General features: G+C 69.9%; 18 protein-coding genes and 1 pseudogene. 16 read left to right on the forward strand and 3 right to left on the reverse strand.

Annotated elements, in window-relative coordinates:
* The 8 genes from VJN29_RS19485 to rplQ all read left to right on the forward strand — a co-directional run.
* Window positions 1-371: DUF1801 domain-containing protein (locus VJN29_RS19485; protein WP_324145302.1), on the forward strand; the 371-nt coding region annotated here is incomplete at its 5' end.
* Between the two features lie 212 nt (window positions 372-583).
* Window positions 584-805, forward strand: a complete 222-nt coding sequence (gene infA / locus VJN29_RS19490; protein WP_006946284.1) for a translation initiation factor IF-1 — start codon at window positions 584-586, stop codon at window positions 803-805.
* Between the two features lie 136 nt (window positions 806-941).
* Entirely contained in the window at window positions 942-1055 is a 114-nt protein-coding gene (gene rpmJ / locus VJN29_RS19495; protein ID WP_034715213.1) for a 50S ribosomal protein L36, read from the forward strand.
* Window positions 1056-1274: 219 nt separating this feature from the next.
* Window positions 1275-1649, forward strand: a complete 375-nt coding sequence (gene rpsM, locus VJN29_RS19500) for a 30S ribosomal protein S13 (protein WP_324145303.1) — start codon at window positions 1275-1277, stop codon at window positions 1647-1649.
* Window positions 1650-1705: 56 nt separating this feature from the next.
* Window positions 1706-2101, forward strand: a complete 396-nt coding sequence (rpsK, locus tag VJN29_RS19505; protein WP_324145304.1) for a 30S ribosomal protein S11 — start codon at window positions 1706-1708, stop codon at window positions 2099-2101.
* 34 nt (window positions 2102-2135) lie between these two features.
* Window positions 2136-2744, forward strand: a complete 609-nt coding sequence (rpsD, locus tag VJN29_RS19510; protein ID WP_324145305.1) for a 30S ribosomal protein S4 — start codon at window positions 2136-2138, stop codon at window positions 2742-2744.
* Window positions 2745-2909: 165 nt separating this feature from the next.
* Window positions 2910-3935: a DNA-directed RNA polymerase subunit alpha gene (locus VJN29_RS19515; protein WP_324145306.1), complete on the forward strand. Its 1026-nt coding sequence runs from the start codon at window positions 2910-2912 to the stop codon at window positions 3933-3935.
* An 80-nt stretch (window positions 3936-4015) separates the two neighbouring features.
* A complete protein-coding gene (rplQ, locus tag VJN29_RS19520; RefSeq protein WP_324145307.1) occupies window positions 4016-4732 on the forward strand; it encodes a 50S ribosomal protein L17 in 717 nt (238 codons plus the stop codon).
* Between the two features lie 139 nt (window positions 4733-4871).
* Here the strand turns inward: rplQ and VJN29_RS19525 are convergent, their stop codons facing one another.
* Both VJN29_RS19525 and VJN29_RS19530 read right to left on the reverse strand, forming a co-directional pair.
* Complete coding sequence (locus VJN29_RS19525; RefSeq protein ID WP_324145308.1) at window positions 4872-5444, reverse strand: AMIN-like domain-containing (lipo)protein; 573 nt, start codon at window positions 5442-5444, stop codon at window positions 4872-4874.
* Window positions 5445-5552: 108 nt separating this feature from the next.
* On the reverse strand, window positions 5553-5924 hold the full coding sequence (locus tag VJN29_RS19530; protein WP_324145309.1) for a DUF4440 domain-containing protein: 372 nt from the start codon (window positions 5922-5924) through the stop codon (window positions 5553-5555).
* 89 nt (window positions 5925-6013) lie between these two features.
* On the opposite strand from VJN29_RS19530, the gene VJN29_RS19535 reads away from it, so the two are divergent.
* The 7 genes from VJN29_RS19535 (at window position 6014) to VJN29_RS19565 (ending at window position 13070) form a co-directional block, all read left to right on the forward strand.
* Complete coding sequence (locus VJN29_RS19535; RefSeq protein ID WP_324145310.1) at window positions 6014-6985, forward strand: serine hydrolase; 972 nt, start codon at window positions 6014-6016, stop codon at window positions 6983-6985.
* Window positions 6982-7857 carry a tRNA pseudouridine(38-40) synthase TruA gene (gene truA, locus VJN29_RS19540; RefSeq protein WP_324145311.1) on the forward strand — a complete coding sequence of 292 codons (876 nt, stop codon included), beginning with the start codon at window positions 6982-6984 and terminating at the stop codon, window positions 7855-7857. Before VJN29_RS19535 ends, truA begins: the two co-directional genes overlap by 4 nt.
* 233 nt (window positions 7858-8090) lie before the next feature.
* On the forward strand, window positions 8091-8528 hold the full coding sequence (locus VJN29_RS19545; protein WP_324145312.1) for a hypothetical protein: 438 nt from the start codon (window positions 8091-8093) through the stop codon (window positions 8526-8528).
* A gap of 147 nt (window positions 8529-8675) precedes the next feature.
* The gene (locus tag VJN29_RS19550; RefSeq protein ID WP_324145316.1) at window positions 8676-10358 is read left to right on the forward strand and encodes an ABC-F family ATP-binding cassette domain-containing protein; all 1683 of its coding nucleotides are present in this window, start codon (window positions 8676-8678) and stop codon (window positions 10356-10358) included.
* Between the two features lie 39 nt (window positions 10359-10397).
* Complete coding sequence (locus VJN29_RS19555; protein ID WP_324145313.1) at window positions 10398-11465, forward strand: nitronate monooxygenase; 1068 nt, start codon at window positions 10398-10400, stop codon at window positions 11463-11465.
* A 59-nt stretch (window positions 11466-11524) separates the two neighbouring features.
* Entirely contained in the window at window positions 11525-12055 is a 531-nt protein-coding gene (locus tag VJN29_RS19560; protein WP_324145314.1) for a YbaK/EbsC family protein, read from the forward strand.
* Window positions 12056-12122: 67 nt separating this feature from the next.
* Window positions 12123-13070 carry an aldo/keto reductase gene (locus VJN29_RS19565; RefSeq protein ID WP_324145317.1) on the forward strand — a complete coding sequence of 316 codons (948 nt, stop codon included), beginning with the start codon at window positions 12123-12125 and terminating at the stop codon, window positions 13068-13070.
* Window positions 13071-13087: 17 nt separating this feature from the next.
* Here VJN29_RS19565 and VJN29_RS19570 read toward each other — a convergent pair whose 3' ends face one another.
* Entirely contained in the window at window positions 13088-14329 is a 1242-nt protein-coding gene (locus VJN29_RS19570; protein ID WP_324145315.1) for a M48 family metallopeptidase, read from the reverse strand.
* A 219-nt stretch (window positions 14330-14548) separates the two neighbouring features.
* On the opposite strand from VJN29_RS19570, the pseudogene VJN29_RS19575 reads away from it, so the two are divergent.
* Window positions 14549-14852: pseudogene (locus VJN29_RS19575) on the forward strand (hypothetical protein); the annotation flags it as partial.

A 14852-nucleotide genomic window follows, 5' to 3' on the forward strand; every position in this document is an offset into this window, starting at 1 on the left:
CCTGCGATCATGACGGGATGGGGACGGTCACGGACTACCTGGACGGCATCGACGACCCAGCCCGTCGCGCCGAGCTCACTCGCCTCGTCGGCATCGCCCGACGCATCGTTCCGGACGCGGAGGAGGGGATGGGCTACGGCATGCCGGCGCTCCGGCACCGGGGCAAGCCGCTCTTCGCCGTGGTGTCCGCCGCGAAGCACCTGTCGCTGTTCCCCTTCAGCGGCAGCATCGTCGAGGCGCTGGGCGACGACCTGGACGGCTACTCCGTGAGCAAGGGCACCATCCGGTTCGACGTCGACCGGCCCCTGCCAGAGTCCGTCGTCGAGAGGGTCGTCCGGATGCGGGTAGACGAGATCGAGGGCCGTGCCTGAACTCGGGTTCGAGGTTGGGCCTCGCTCTCGAGAGCGAGGCCCAACCTCGAACCGGGGTTCAGCCCAGGAGCGGGTTGAAGGGGACAGCCGGCGTCGATTTCTCCTCAGCTCGCGCGTGGCGTAATCTTGATCCTTGGGTGTCGTGCGCCTGCACGCCATTCACTCATGTGTCGACCCATTCAGGGTAGGCCGCCGACAGATTGACGGAGGACATGGCCAAGAAGGACGGTGTCATCGAGATCGAGGGCACGATCGTCGAGGCTCTCCCGAACGCGATGTTCCGGGTCGAGCTGACCAACGGTCACAAGGTGCTCGCGCACATCTCGGGCAAGATGCGCCAGCACTACATCCGGATCCTCCCCGAGGACCGGGTCGTGGTGGAGCTCTCGCCCTATGACCTGACCCGCGGTCGGATCGTCTTCCGTTATCGCTGAAGTACCGCTTCGCGCACGGGCCCGCACGGGCACGCGCACGAGGCACCCAACTCCCCGTTCAACCAACAGCACCTGACGGTGGCGGCCCTCGCATGGGTCGGTGGCGCCAGGCGCGCGATCTGAAGACAGCAGGCAGATGAAGGTTCAGCCGAGCGTCAAGAGGATCTGTGACAAGTGCAAGGTGATCCGCCGCAACGGGCGGGTCATGGTGATCTGCGAGAACCTGCGCCACAAGCAGCGCCAGGGCTGAGCAGCCACCAACCGGCACGCGTCGCCGAGCTTCAACCGGACGCACACGAATTGCACAGCAGCACCCGGCCCCTGATGACCGACCATCGCGTCGGCGCAGGACGTCACCCCCGGCACGGAGGCCGGGGACCGGAGTCCACCCGTTCTGAAGGGCGGACGCGAAACCGGACCGGTGACTGCACCAGACCTCCGCGAAACAGAAACCAGGAGAACCACCAACATGGCACGTCTTGTTGGAGTTGACCTCCCGCGCGACAAGCGCGTCGAGGTCGCACTGACCTACATCTTCGGTGTGGGTCGCACCCGGAGCAAGGAGGCGCTGGCAGCAACCGGCGTCAACCCTGACACCCGCGTCAAGGATCTCGGTGAGACCGAGCTCGTGGCGCTTCGTGACTTCCTCGAGGGCAACTACCGCCTCGAGGGCGACCTGCGCCGTGAGGTCCAGGCCGACATCCGCCGCAAGGTCGAGATCGGCTCCTACGAAGGTCTTCGTCACCGTCGCGGTCTGCCCGTGCACGGCCAGCGCACCAAGACCAACGCGCGCACCCGCAAGGGTCCGAAGCGCACCGTGGCCGGCAAGAAGAAGGCCAAGTGACGCTGATCGGCACGCCGGTCGCGTCCCACCGAACCCAGTTCTGACGTAGGAGAAGCATGCCTCCCAAGGCTCGTACGACGAAGGTTCGTCGTAAGGAAAAGAAGAACGTTGCCCACGGGCACGCTCACATCAAGAGCACGTTCAACAACACCATCATCTCGATCACGGACCCGACTGGCGCCGTGATCGCGTGGGCCTCCGCCGGCCAGGTCGGCTTCAAGGGCTCGCGCAAGTCCACCCCGTACGCCGCGCAGATGGCTGCCGAGGCCGCCGCCCGCCGCGCCATGGAGCACGGCATGCGCAAGGTCGACGTCTTCGTCAAGGGCCCGGGCTCGGGCCGCGAGACGGCGATCCGCTCGCTCACCGCTGCCGGCCTCGAGGTCGGCGCGATCAGCGACGTCACGCCCACGCCGCACAACGGTGTCCGTCCGCCCAAGCGCCGTCGCGTCTGATCCGGCCGACAACGAGAGATAGGTACCAGCAGCAATGGCTCGTTACACCGGCCCGATCACCAAGAAGTCCCGACGCCTGAAGATCGACCTCGTCGGCGGCGACAAGTACTTCGAGCTCCGTCCCTTCCCGCCCGGCCAGCACGGCCGGCGCCGGATCCAGGAGAAGGAGTACCTCACCCAGCTGCAGGAGAAGCAGAAGGCTCGCTTCGCCTACGGCGTCATGGAGAAGCAGTTCCTCCGGTACTACAAGGAGGCGGCGCGCCGTCCCGGCAAGACCGGTGAGACGCTCCTGCAGATCCTCGAGTCGCGCCTCGACAACGTCGTCTACCGCGCTGGCCTGGCTCGTACGCGACGTCACGCGCGCCAGCTCGTGTCGCACGGCCACTTCGAGGTCAACGGCGTCCGCGTCGACGTCCCCTCGTACCGCGTCGAGCAGTACGACGTCATCACGATCCGCAAGCAGTCCGTCGAGACCTTCCCGTTCGAGCTGGCCCGCCAGACGTTCGGCGAGCGTCCCGTCCCGGCCTGGATGCAGGTCGTCCCCGGCTCGCTGCAGATCCTCATCCACCAGCTCCCCGTGCGCGCGCAGATCGACACGCCGCTCACCGAGCAGCTGATCGTCGAGCTCTACTCGAAGAACTAGCACAACACGAAGGTGCCGGATGCCGCTGAGCCAGCTCAGCGGCATACGGAATCCTTCACGACGGGGCTGGGCTCGCAGACAGAGCCGACCCAGCCCGCCCGGAGCGAGACCGGGCAGGTTTCACTTCGCGTCATATAGCGGTCGCGAGTGGGAAGGAAAAGAACAGTGCTCATCGCACAGCGCCCCGTGCTCTCCGAGGAGACGGTCGCGGACAACCGCAGCCACTTCACGATCGAGCCGCTCGAGCCCGGCTTCGGCTACACGCTCGGCAACAGCCTCCGTCGCACCCTGCTCTCGAGCATCCCGGGAGCCTCGGTCACGTCCATCCGCATCGACGGTGTGCTCCACGAGTTCACGACCGTGCCGGGTGTCAAGGAGGACGTCACCGAGGTCATCCTCAACATCAAGGGCCTCGTCGTCTCCTCCGAGCACGACGAGCCGGTCGTCATGTACCTGCGCAAGCAGGGGCCGGGCACCGTCACCGCCGGCGACATCACGCCACCGGCCGGTGTCGAGGTGCACAACCCCGACCTGCACATCGCGACCCTCAACGACAAGGGCAAGCTCGAGATGGAGCTGACCGTCGAGCGCGGCCGCGGTTACGTCTCGGCGCAGCAGAACAAGTCCGGTGACCAGGAGATCGGGCGCATCCCGGTCGACTCCATCTACTCGCCGGTCCTCGCGGTGACCTACAAGGTCGAGGCGACCCGTGTCGAGCAGCGCACCGACTTCGACCGGCTCATCGTCGACGTCGAGACGAAGAACTCCATGGCGCCGCGCGACGCGATGGCGTCGGCCGGCAAGACCCTCGTCGAGCTCTTCGGCCTGGCTCGTGAGCTCAACGTCGAGGCCGAGGGCATCGACATGGGCCCGTCGCCGACGGACGCCGCGCTCGCCGCCGACCTCGCCCTGCCGATCGAGGACCTCGACCTGACGGTTCGCTCCTACAACTGCCTCAAGCGCGAGGGCATCCACACCGTGGGTGAGCTCGTGGCCCGCAGCGAGGCCGACCTGCTCGACATCCGCAACTTCGGTGCGAAGTCGATCGACGAGGTCAAGGCCAAGCTCGTCGGCATGGGGCTGGCCCTCAAGGACAGCCCGCCCGGGTTCGACCCGTCGGCTCTCGTCGACGGCTACGGTGACGAGGACTACAACGACGACGAGTCCTTCGTCGAGGACGAGCAGCTCTGACCAACCGCTTGACCGAGCTGCACGGCGTCCGCCCGGACGTGCCCAGAGCGGCCTGGTCAGACCCCCTCTAGGAGAACAGAATGCCCACCCCCACCAAGGGTCCCCGCGTCGGCGGCGGTCCCGCCCACGAGCGGCTCATCCTGTCGAACCTCACGACGTCGCTCTTCGAGCACGACCGCATCACGACGACGGCGGCCAAGGCCAAGCGTCTGCGCCCGCTCGCCGAGCGCCTCATCACCTTCGCCAAGCGGGGCGACCTGTCCGCGCGTCGCCGTGTCCTCACGGTGGTGCGCGACAAGGGCGTCGTCCACCGGCTCTTCGCCGAGATCGCGCCGGACATGGCCCAGCGCGAGGGTGGCTACACCCGGATCACCAAGATCGGTGCGCGCAAGGGCGACAACGCCCCGATGGTCGTCGTCGAGCTCGTCCGGGAGCCGCTCTCGGCCAAGAAGGCGACGGTCAAGGAGGCCGAGGCGGCGACGAAGCGCGCCGCCAAGCAGGGCGAGGCCAAGAAGGCCGCCGCCGAGACCAAGGCAGCCGAGGATGCCCAGGCGGCCGAGGACACCAAGGCCGCCGCGGCCGCCGACGCGCCCGCCGTCGACCTGCCGGCTGGTGCTGCGCCGTCGAATGAGGACGGCTCGGCTCCCGAGGGTTACCCGGTCAAGGGCAACGCCAACTCGGGCCTGTACCACGAGCCGGACGGCCAGTGGTACGAGCAGACCGAGGCCGAGTTCTGGTTCACGTCCGCTGAGGACGCCGAGGCCGCCGGCTTCAAGAAGGCCGGCTCCGGCGACTGAGAACTCCGGGTGAGTGACGCTCACCCCGAGAACATCGAGAGTGCAGTTTGCGCCTCGGCCGCTGGCGGCCTCCGCGCACGCTGCACTCTCGATGTGTCTGGCGCACGCTGCACTTTCGACGTCTCTGCGTTCGCTTCGCTCACCAGAAGTGGGCCACGTCTACCACGAGGCGCTTGCTGCCGTCGGCGTTGTCGAGCACGAGGGTCCGCATCGGAAGGCGGGCCCGTACGCCGAGGCCGACGTCGGTGTACCCCTCGAAACTGCCGACCCACTTGAGCTGGCGGAACGTGCGCCATCCGGTGAAGGTGACGCTGCCGCTCGACGGGATCCGCATCGTCGCCGGTGCGTTGATGGTGACCTGGAGCTTCGCCCCTCCGGTGACGGCCACGGGCTGACCGCTGCCGGGGCTCGTCACTGAAGAGACGTAGCGAACGTGGTAGCCGAGCTTGCCATTGCCCTCGGCGATGTCGAAGACGAGCCGGTCGTAGCAGGTGTGCTGGCCGTAGCGGGCAGCCCTGACCGCGCCGGTCCAGAGCGGGTTCGAGGTCTTGGCCAAGGAGCCCCAAGCGATGCCGCAGTACGGTGTGGTCGCAGCGGTGGCCGTGTTGGTGGCCGTGCTGGTGGCCGTGGTCGTGGCGCGAGTGGCAGCGGCCGGTGCGGCCAGGGCGGCGGCGGCCGCCGTGACCGCCAGGAAACGAGTGATGGTACGCATGGCGCTCTCCCCTTCGGTGGTCGGCTGAGTGACTGTGATCAGCCGGGTCTGCAGGGAAGACGCGTGATCGGGGCCGAGGGTTGACGCAGCCCAGTGGCTCGGGTGCGCTCACCCCGGCGGCGAGGTCAGCGGCGTCAGCACGGCGATCCGGAGCCCCTCGCCGCTCTCGACGAGCTGGTAGCAGAACCGCTCGGCAGGGCGGCTCGAGAAGGTCCACGTGACGTCCGTCCAGACGCTGTGCGGTGCCTCGGCGATGACGGCGACCTCACGCTCGACCGACGTCACGCCCTCGTACTGCGCGAACGCGGAGGCGAAGAAGGCCTCGGTCTCGGCGGGCTCGCTGACTGGCACCGAGCGGCCGGGAAACAGGATGAGTGATGGCACGTCGTAGAGGCTGGCCAACGCCTTCGCGTCGCGGGCGAGGAGCGCCGCTTCGTATCGGTCGAAGAAGGCGGTGACGGAGTCGGCTCGCGTGGTCATACCACGACCCTAGAGGCGAACCCGGACAGACCGCTGCCGTCAGTCGAGCGGCTGTCCTCGCGCACTGGTCGGTGCGACACAATGACCCGGTGCACCCCATCTCGAGGCGACGGGACCGGCCGCTGCCGGTTGCTGCCGCGACGGTCCTCCCGGCTGGACCTCTGACGCGGCGGAGCGCCCTGCTCCTCGTGCCTGCAGCGATCGGCGCACTGATGAGTCAGGCGCTCGCGAACGATCTCGTCCAGCCCGTGGCGGGCGCCGCACGAGAGGCGTTCGCCCTCGCCGGCGACCTCGCCCGGAGCATCCTTCCGGCGCCGTCCGCGCGGACGGATACGCCGAGCCGGGCGGCTCTTTCCAAGGCGGTCCTGGCCGAGCTCGGCGGGCGGTCCGACGTCATCGGCGTGAGCGTCCTCGACCGGCGCACCCGGATCTGGTGGCACTACCGGGGTGACGCTGCGGTCAGGTCCGGCAGCGTTTCGAAGGTGCTCGTCCTCGCGGCTGCGATGCGCAAGGCTCGGGAGGAGGAGAGGGGTCTCTCCGCCCGGCAGCGAGAGCAGGCCCGTCTGGCCATCACCGCGAGCGACAACGCCTCGGCCGATGCGCTCTACGCCTTTGCCGGCGGTCACGCAGCCATCGCCGAGCTCGCGCGCGACCTCGGCATGGCGGCAACAGCCGCTGCGGAACCGGCCACCCACTGGGGCCTGACGCTGACCACACCCAACGACCTCGTCCGGCTCATGGACCGTCTCACCTCAGGCAGTCCGGCGACCCACCCCGACGACGATGCGGCGGTGCTGGACCTGATGACCCAGGTCATCGACGGGCAACGCTGGGGAGCGGGCACGGTGCGTTCCGGCAGCGTCGACGTCCACGTCAAGAACGGCTGGATGGCGGTCGGTGAGCCCTGGGTCATCAACAGCGTGGGCGATGTCCGAGGCGCCGGACGGGACTACGCCGTGGCGTTGATGCAGACCCGCCAACCGGACCAGGACAGCGGCATCCGCCGGGCCAGCCGGATCGGCCGAGCCGTCTTCGGGGCCCTCGAGGCGCCACTTCGATGACGGTGCGGCTGCGCCTGGACCTCGCCTACGACGGGACCGACTTCTCCGGATGGGCCGCACAGCCGTCCCGGCGCACCGTCGAGGGCACACTCAGCGCGGCGTTGGGCACGGTGCTGCGGTCGTCCGAGCCGGTGAGCATCACCGTGGCAGGGCGGACCGATGCGGGAGTGCACGCTCGCGGTCAGGTCGCGCACGTCGACGTGGCGGCGGAGGGGTTGGCCGCACTGCCCGGGCGGTCGAACCGGACTCCCGAGCGAGCCCTGCTGAACCGGCTCGGCGGAGTGCTCTCCCCGGACGTCGTCGTGCACCGCGTGACTCGTGCGCCCGACGGCTTCGACGCGCGGTTCTCGGCGCTGGAGCGGCGCTACCTCTACCGGCTCGCGGACGCTGCGGCGCTTCGAGACCCGCTGCGCAGGCGCGACACGGTGTGGTGGCCCCGCTCGCTGGAGATCGCCGCCATGGACGAGGCGGCCCACGGACTCATCGGCCTCAGGGACTTCGCCGCGTTCTGCAGGCGACGCGACGGTGCGACCACGATCCGCACCCTGCTCGAGTACCGCTGGACCCGGCTCGACGACGGCGTGCTCGCCGCGACCGTGCGGGCCGACGCGTTCTGCCACTCGATGGTCCGGTCGCTCGTCGGTGCAGTCGTGGCTGTCGGGGAGGGCAGACGGCCGATCACCTGGCCCACGGAGCTGCAGCACCGCCTGGAGCGGGCGTCTGAGATCAGGGTGATGCCAGCGCACGGACTCAGCCTCGAGGCGGTCACCTACCCGCCCGACGATGAGCTGGCCACCCGGGCGGAGGCCGCACGCGCACGGCGAGAGGTGCCCGCCGCGGGGACCGGCCCCGGCTGGACCCACCACGGGTGACCGGCGCGTGTGATTGGATCGATGCCGTGCTCCGCCGATCCGCCCGATCCCGAATCGAGCGCTCCGTCCGGGGCGCCGGGGTCGTCGCCGTCGTGGCCGCGGTGCTGGTGAGCGGCTGCTCCGCCGATGGTCGCCCGCCCGGTGGGTCCCCGTCGACGCTGACGGCGACCTCGCCCAGTCCAGCGTCCCCCTCCGAAACGCGACCGATCGATGCGGTGGACGCCGTCCAGGGCGTGAGCGGAACCTACTCCGTCCTGCCTCCGTCAGGCTGGGGCGAGGCAACCGACGAGGCAACCGACGAGGCAGCTGCGATCCCGGGCGTCGACCTGGTCCTCATGTCGTCCGAGAAGCAGGCCGGCTTCAACACCAACCTCGTCGTCCACGTCGCGACGGGCGACGCCGCCCTGCTCGAGACGGAGCTGCAGAAGGGTCGCGAGCAGCTCGCGGACCAGGGTCGCACCCTGTCGGACGCCCCTCCGATCACGGTCGGCGGCAGCCCGGCCACCGGCTTCACGACCTCCTTCACCCAGCAGGGTGTCGAGGTCGTCGCCCGGTCCTACGGGCTGCATCGCGACGGCCGGGTCTACCTGCTCACGCTGAGCTCGGCCAAGTCCGTCGCGGAGCAGGCGGCGGCCGAGCTCACCGAGATCGCCGGGAGCTGGACCTGGTAGCCGGCCTCTGCGCATCACGTGCGCCAGGGCGAAGTTGCGGTGGTCACGGGAACCGGGGGCTCTGAGCCGACCACGAGCGAGCGGCCGGGCACCCGCTTTCGATAACCGCATGACCGGGCCCAGCGGCATACGACAGTCTTGACGTCTGTGGGACACGTCGACGTCAACTCAGTCAGCTTCACCCTGCCCGACGGCCGAGTGCTCCTTCGCGATGTCTCCGTGCGCGTGGGGGAGGGCGCCAAGGTCGCCCTCATCGGGCCCAACGGAACGGGCAAGACCACGCTGACCCGGATCATCGCCGGCGACCTCGACGCACATGACGGTGCGGTGACCCGATCGGGAGGTCTCGGGGTCATGCGCCAGTTCATCGGCAAGGTGCGTGACGAGTCGACGGTGCGCGACCTGCTCGTCTCCGTCGCGCCCGAGCGCATCCGGAAGGCGGCGCAGGAGATCGACCGGACCGAGCTGCTCATGATGGAGCGGGACTCGGAGCAGGACCAGATGGCCTATGCGCACGCCCTCACCGAGTGGGGGGAGGCGGGTGGCTACGAGCAGGAGACCCTCTGGGACCAGTGCACTGTCGCAGCCCTCGGTGTCCCCTACGAGAGGGCCCAGTGGCGCAAGGTCACGACACTCTCCGGTGGCGAGCAGAAGCGGCTCGTCCTCGAGGCCCTCCTGCGCAGCCCGGAGGAGGTGCTGCTGCTCGACGAGCCGGACAACTACCTCGACGTGCCGACGAAGCGGTGGCTCGAGGACGCGCTCATCGCGTCGCCCAAGACGGTGCTGTTCATCAGCCATGACCGCGAGCTGCTCGACCGCGTCGCCACGCGCATCGCCACCCTGGAGCCGGGTGCCGTGGGGGCGACGCTCTGGGTGCACCCGGGTCATTTCGCGACCTATGCCCAGGCCCGCGAGGACCGCAACGCCAGGCTCGAGGAGCTGCGGCGGCGCTGGGACGAGGAGCACCTCAAGCTCAAGACCCTGGTCCAGACGCTCAAGGTCAAGGCGACGTACAACGACGGGATGGCCTCCCGGTACCAGGCGGCCCAGACGCGCCTGGCCAAGTTCGTCGAGGCCGGCCCGCCCGAGGCGATCCCGGTGCACCAGAACGTCAGGATGCGGCTCACCGGAGGACGAACCGCCAAGCGCGCGATCGTCGCCAAGGACCTCGAGCTGACCGGGCTGATGCAGCCCTTCGACCTCGAGGTCTGGTACGGCGAGCGCGTCGCCGTCCTCGGCTCCAACGGGTCGGGCAAGTCGCACTTCCTCCGGCTGCTCGCGAGTGGCGGCAGTGACCCGGAGCCTGAGCACCGGCCCGTGGGTGATGTGCGGCCCGTGCCGGTCGAGCACACGGGCGTGGCCCGGCTCGGTTCACGAGTGCGCCCCGGCTGGTTCGCCCAGACGCACGAGCACCCGTCGCTCCTGCGTCGGACCCTCCTCGAGATCCTCCACCGCGGCGACGAGCACCGTGCCGGCAAGCCGCGTGACGAGGCGGCTCGGGCGCTCGACCGGTATGGGCTGGCCCGCTCGGGCGAGCAGAGGTTCGAGTCGCTGTCGGGCGGCCAGCAGGCTCGCTTCCAGATCCTCCTGCTCGAGCTGTCGGGTGCGACCCTGCTGCTGCTCGACGAGCCGACCGACAACCTCGACCTGCACTCGGCGGAGGCGCTCGAGGATGGCTTGGCGAGGTTCGAGGGGACCGTCGTCGCCGTCACCCACGACCGTTGGTTCGCGCGGGGTTTTGACCGGTTCCTCGTCTTCGGCGCCGACGGGCGCGTGTACGAGTCGGACGAGCCGGTCTGGGACGAGGGCAGGGTCGCTCGGCCGAGGTGAGCCGGGTCATGACTGCCGCGACCGGAGTAGCGTCAGGGCATGGTGATCAGCTCGCTCGCCGTTCCCGTCGTCGGGGCTCCGATGGCCGGCGGACCATCAACGCCAGAGCTCGCGGTCGCGGTCTCTGAGGCTGGCGGGCTCGGCTTCCTGGCCGGTGGCTACCTCACGGCGGGTCAGCTCGCCGGCCAGATCGCCGACGTGTGGAACGCGTCCTCGTGCGCCTGGGGCGTCAACCTCTTCGTCCCCGAGAGCGCCAATACGTTCACCAGTTCGTATGCCGCTGGGCCGGCTCGGCTCGACGGTGACCTCCGTGCCCGGGCCGTTTCGAAGTATCGGGAATGCCTGCTCGGCGACGCGGATCGACTTGGCGTGGAGCTGCCCGAGCCGGTCGCCGGCGACACGGATGGCTGGGACCGCAAGCTCGACCTCGTGCTGCGCGAGAAGGTGCCGGTCGTGTCCTTCACCTTCGGCCTGCCCAGCCCGGCCGTCCTGTCGGAACTACGTCGGGCCGGGATCGAGACCGTCGTCACCGTGAGCGACGTCGAGGAGGCCGAGGCCGCCATGGAGGCGGGCGCCGATGCCCTCGTCGTGCAGGGACCGGACGGAGGGGGCCACCGGGGCACCCTCGACCAGACGAAGGAGGCGTCCGCCGAGGACCTCGTCGATCTCGTCGCGGCGGTGCGGGAAGGGACGTCGATCCCCGTCATCGCGGCCGGTGGCATCTCCACGCCGGTGCGGGCGCGGCAGGTCAGGGACGCCGGCGCCACCGCCGTCCAGGTTGGCACGGCCCTGCTCCTCACCCCGGAGGCCGGCACGGGGCTGGCCTACCGACGGGCTCTCAAGGATCCGGCCCACACCCGGACCGCCGTGACGCGTGCCTTCTCCGGCCGGCTGGCCCGGGCCCTCGAGACCGATTTCGTGCGTCAGCACGACGACCTTGCTCCCGCCGCCTATCCCGAGGTCCACCAGCTGACCAGCCCCCTGCGCAGGGCCTCGGCCGCCGCGGATGACCCGCGTCTCATGGCGCTCTGGGCCGGTACGGGCTGGCAGGTCGCAGCCGACGTGCCGGCGGCCGCCGTAGTGCGGCACATCGCCGGAGAGGACTGACAGCCGCCAGGCGGAGGCCCGCAAGCCCGGCGAGGTCCATGGCACCTACTGTTGGCGCCATGGCGTCTGCTGAAGGAAACCTCACCTGGCTGCCCGCCTCCGACCACCCGGACCTCGTCGCGCCGCCCGTCGCGGTCGGCCTCGCTGGTGTCACCGACGTGCAGGTGGCTCGGATCGACCCGACGCTCGCGGACACGGCGGCGTTCTGTGCCGCTTATGACGTCGACCCCGCCTCCTCGGCGAACTGCGTCGTCGTCGAGGGGCGCCGGGGCGACCTGACCACGCGGGCTGCGGTCATGGTCCTCGCCACCGACCGGGCCGACGTGAACCGCGTCGTGCGGAAGCACCTCGGCGTCCGCAAGATCTCGTTTGCGGACCAGGCCGTCGCCGAGGAGCTGACCGGCATGCAGCAGGGCGGCATCACGCCGATCGGCCTGCCCGGGGACTGGCCGATCCTCGTCGACCGGGCGGTGGCCGCGGCCGGTCCAGTGGTCATCGGGGCCGGCGTACGCGGAGCAAAGCTGCTCCTGCCCGGGGCGCACCTCGCGGGACTGCCCGGGGCGATGACGCTCGACCTGGTCTTGCACTAGAACCGCACGGACCCGGCCGGCGCACACCCCGTGCCGCTCACCCGCCCTCTACGGTGGGGGAGTGACGATGCCCTCGATGACGTACCGACAGCTCGGCGACAGCGGCCTCACCGTGTCGACGGTCGGGCTCGGCTGCAACAACTTCGGGCGCCGGATCGATCAGGAGGCGACCAGCGCCGTGGTGCGTGCGGCGATTGACGCCGGCATCACGCTCTTCGACACGGCCGACACCTACGGCCACGGGGCGAGCGAGGAGCTGCTCGGTCGAGCGCTTGGGGCGGAGCGCGAGAACGTCGTCGTCGCGACGAAGTTCGGCAACGACATGCAGGGCGCGAACGGACCGGACTGGGGTGTGCGGGGCTCCCGCCGCTACATCCGCCGTGCCGTCGAGGCGAGCCTGCGGCGGCTCGGCACCGACTGGATCGACCTCTACCAGTACCACCGACCCGACGCGGTGACCCCCATGGAGGAGACCCTCGCCGCCCTGACCGAGCTCGTCCAGGAGGGCAAGGTCCGGTACCTCGGATCGAGCAACCTCACCGGATGGCAGGTCGTCGACGCCGACTGGGTGGCGCGCTCGGAGGGCTTCGAGCGTTTCGTCTCCGCGCAGAACGAGTACTCGCTGCTCGAGCGCGGCGTCGAGGACGACCTCGTGCCGGCGTGCGAGCACGTCAGTGTTGGCCTGCTGCCGTACTTCCCCCTCGCATCCGGTCTGCTCACCGGGAAGTACCGCCGCGGCGAGGCGGCGCCGGCCGGCACCCGCTTGCACTCCCGCGCCGAGGTGCTGGAGAGCGCCGACTGGGACACGATCGAGAACGTCGAGTCGTATGCCGCTGAGCGCGGTCTCCGGGTCATCGACGTGGCCATCGGCGGGCTTGCCGCCCAGCCGGCCGTCGCCTCCGTCATCGCGGGGGCGACGTCGCCGGAGCAGATCCAGGACAACGTGCGCGCCGGGTCGTGGGAGCCCACCGCCGAGGACCTCGTGGAGCTGGACGAGATCACCGGGGGCCCCTGAGGAGGCCCTTCTGAGCCTCAACGGGACGGGTGGGGACCCTCCGTGGGCTCTCGCGCTGCCGTCAGGCGTTCGACGGTGTCGGGGTGGGTGGCAAACAGCAGATACTCGATCCGGGGTGGGTGGACATCGGCGATGTTGACCTCGGCCAGGCGCAGCTGCATTGCGGCGAACGCGGCGGGGTCACCGGTCAGCCGTAGCGCGTGGCTGTCGGCACGGGACTCGATCCGACGGGAGACAAGGTTCTGTGCCGGAGCGCTGACCAGGCCCGCCAGCGCCACCACGGCGAGCACCAAGCCAAACGCTCTGGGCGAGCCGACGGAGTCCACCCCGGCCTGGCGGAGCAGGGCATCCCAATGACCCAGCAGGTAGAGCCCCACGACCACCGCCGCGGCGCCGATCGCCCCCAGCACGGCGCCCAGCTCAGGATCGCGGGCCTTCGCGTGACCCAGTTCGTGCGCTACGACACTGCGCACCTCGGCTGGTGGCGCCTCCCGCAGCAGCGTGTCGTAGACCACGATCCGCCGCGTGGCTCCCAAACCGGACACGTACGCGTTGAGCCCGGTGGTACGCCGCGACGCGTCCGCGACCAACACGTTGCGCACCGGTATGCCGTCGCGAGCCGCCATCGCGACCAGCTCGTCACGCAGGGGCCGGTCCGGCATCGGGGTGAACCCGTTGAACAGCGGCTCGACCAGGACCGGGAAGACGAACGACAGCAGGACCACCAGGCCGGCAGCACCCACCGCACCGAATGCCCACCACCAGCTTGGTGCGAAGTGCGTCAGCGTGTAGAAACCCGCCAGCACCACCGCGCCGGTCACCGCGCCGACAGCGAAGCTCTTGAGCACGTCCACCGCCCAGCGGCCCCAGTTCTGGATGGACAGCCCGTAGCGGCGCAGCACGGTGTGGCGCCACGCCGCGAACGGCAGCGACACCAACGAGACCATCATCAGAATCACCGAGCCGCCGAGCAGCGCCTCGGCGAGCCAGTGCCCGCCAAACGGCTGGGCCACCCAGGTGACGACGTGGGCGCCGGCCGGAGTGAACCCGAGCATCAGGGGGGCCACCACTCCGGCCAGCAGAGAGCCGTACGAACTGGGCCGCAGCGAAGCGTGCAGCCCCCGACCTCGGCTGACCATGCCGACCGGCAGGCCGCGCAGCGCCGTCGCGCGGGCCGCGCGAGTGGGGCTGGGAGTCCGCCAGGGCACCAACGTGATCGCTGCGGCAATCAGCGCGATACCGAGCGCGACCAGCGCCACCAGAGCCCACCAGGTCGGGGTCACGACCGTCCCCTCCGCTCCACCTGCCACTGACAATGATGGTGCAGACGCTGGCTCCCATCCAGTTGCCATATACCCTTGGGGGGTATGAAAGATGCCGCGACAGGACGATCCGCCGGCCGCGAAGCGCCAGGATTCGAAGGCGTCACGCACCATGAGCGACCCAGGCCACACGGTGGGATCGCCCTCCTGGCGGCTGTGGTCACGTTCCTCGTCATCGGGTTGCCGACGGACATCGTCACGAATCCCATCTTCGGGCGTGAGGTGCCGGTCCGTCCGTGGGAGCCGTGGGTGCTCCTTGCCACGAGTCTGCTCACTGGCCTGTGGTTCGGTCTGCAGCGGACGCGGCGCATCGTTGCGGCTGACGGGACGGTCGGGGGCGACGACTCGAGCGTCCCGACGTTGAGCGCCGCGGGACTGGCCCTGTTCGCCGTCGCCTGCCCGGTCTGCAACAAGATCGTCCTCGTCGCGCTGGGAACATCAGGTGCCCTTGGCGTCTGGG

Origin of the sequence: Intrasporangium sp. (genome assembly GCF_035280925.1) — a bacterium.
In the GTDB taxonomy this organism is placed as follows: domain Bacteria; phylum Actinomycetota; class Actinomycetes; order Actinomycetales; family Dermatophilaceae; genus Intrasporangium.

What these genes read in the sequence shown, in the direction of transcription:
- VJN29_RS19530 (WP_324145309.1), bottom strand. Translation starts at nt 5,924, where the DNA reads ATGACCACGCGAGCCGACTCCGTCACCGCCTTCTTCGACCGATACGAA.
- VJN29_RS19560 (WP_324145314.1), top strand. Translation starts at nt 11,525, where the DNA reads ATGGCGTCTGCTGAAGGAAACCTCACCTGGCTGCCCGCCTCCGACCAC.
- rpsK (WP_324145304.1), top strand. Translation starts at nt 1,706, where the DNA reads ATGCCTCCCAAGGCTCGTACGACGAAGGTTCGTCGTAAGGAAAAGAAG.
- rpmJ (WP_034715213.1), top strand. Translation starts at nt 942, where the DNA reads ATGAAGGTTCAGCCGAGCGTCAAGAGGATCTGTGACAAGTGCAAGGTG.
- truA (WP_324145311.1), top strand. Translation starts at nt 6,982, where the DNA reads ATGACGGTGCGGCTGCGCCTGGACCTCGCCTACGACGGGACCGACTTC.
- VJN29_RS19525 (WP_324145308.1), bottom strand. Translation starts at nt 5,444, where the DNA reads ATGCGTACCATCACTCGTTTCCTGGCGGTCACGGCGGCCGCCGCCGCC.
- VJN29_RS19565 (WP_324145317.1), top strand. Translation starts at nt 12,123, where the DNA reads ATGCCCTCGATGACGTACCGACAGCTCGGCGACAGCGGCCTCACCGTG.
- VJN29_RS19555 (WP_324145313.1), top strand. Translation starts at nt 10,398, where the DNA reads ATGGTGATCAGCTCGCTCGCCGTTCCCGTCGTCGGGGCTCCGATGGCC.
- rplQ (WP_324145307.1), top strand. Translation starts at nt 4,016, where the DNA reads ATGCCCACCCCCACCAAGGGTCCCCGCGTCGGCGGCGGTCCCGCCCAC.
- rpsM (WP_324145303.1), top strand. Translation starts at nt 1,275, where the DNA reads ATGGCACGTCTTGTTGGAGTTGACCTCCCGCGCGACAAGCGCGTCGAG.
- infA (WP_006946284.1), top strand. Translation starts at nt 584, where the DNA reads ATGGCCAAGAAGGACGGTGTCATCGAGATCGAGGGCACGATCGTCGAG.
- rpsD (WP_324145305.1), top strand. Translation starts at nt 2,136, where the DNA reads ATGGCTCGTTACACCGGCCCGATCACCAAGAAGTCCCGACGCCTGAAG.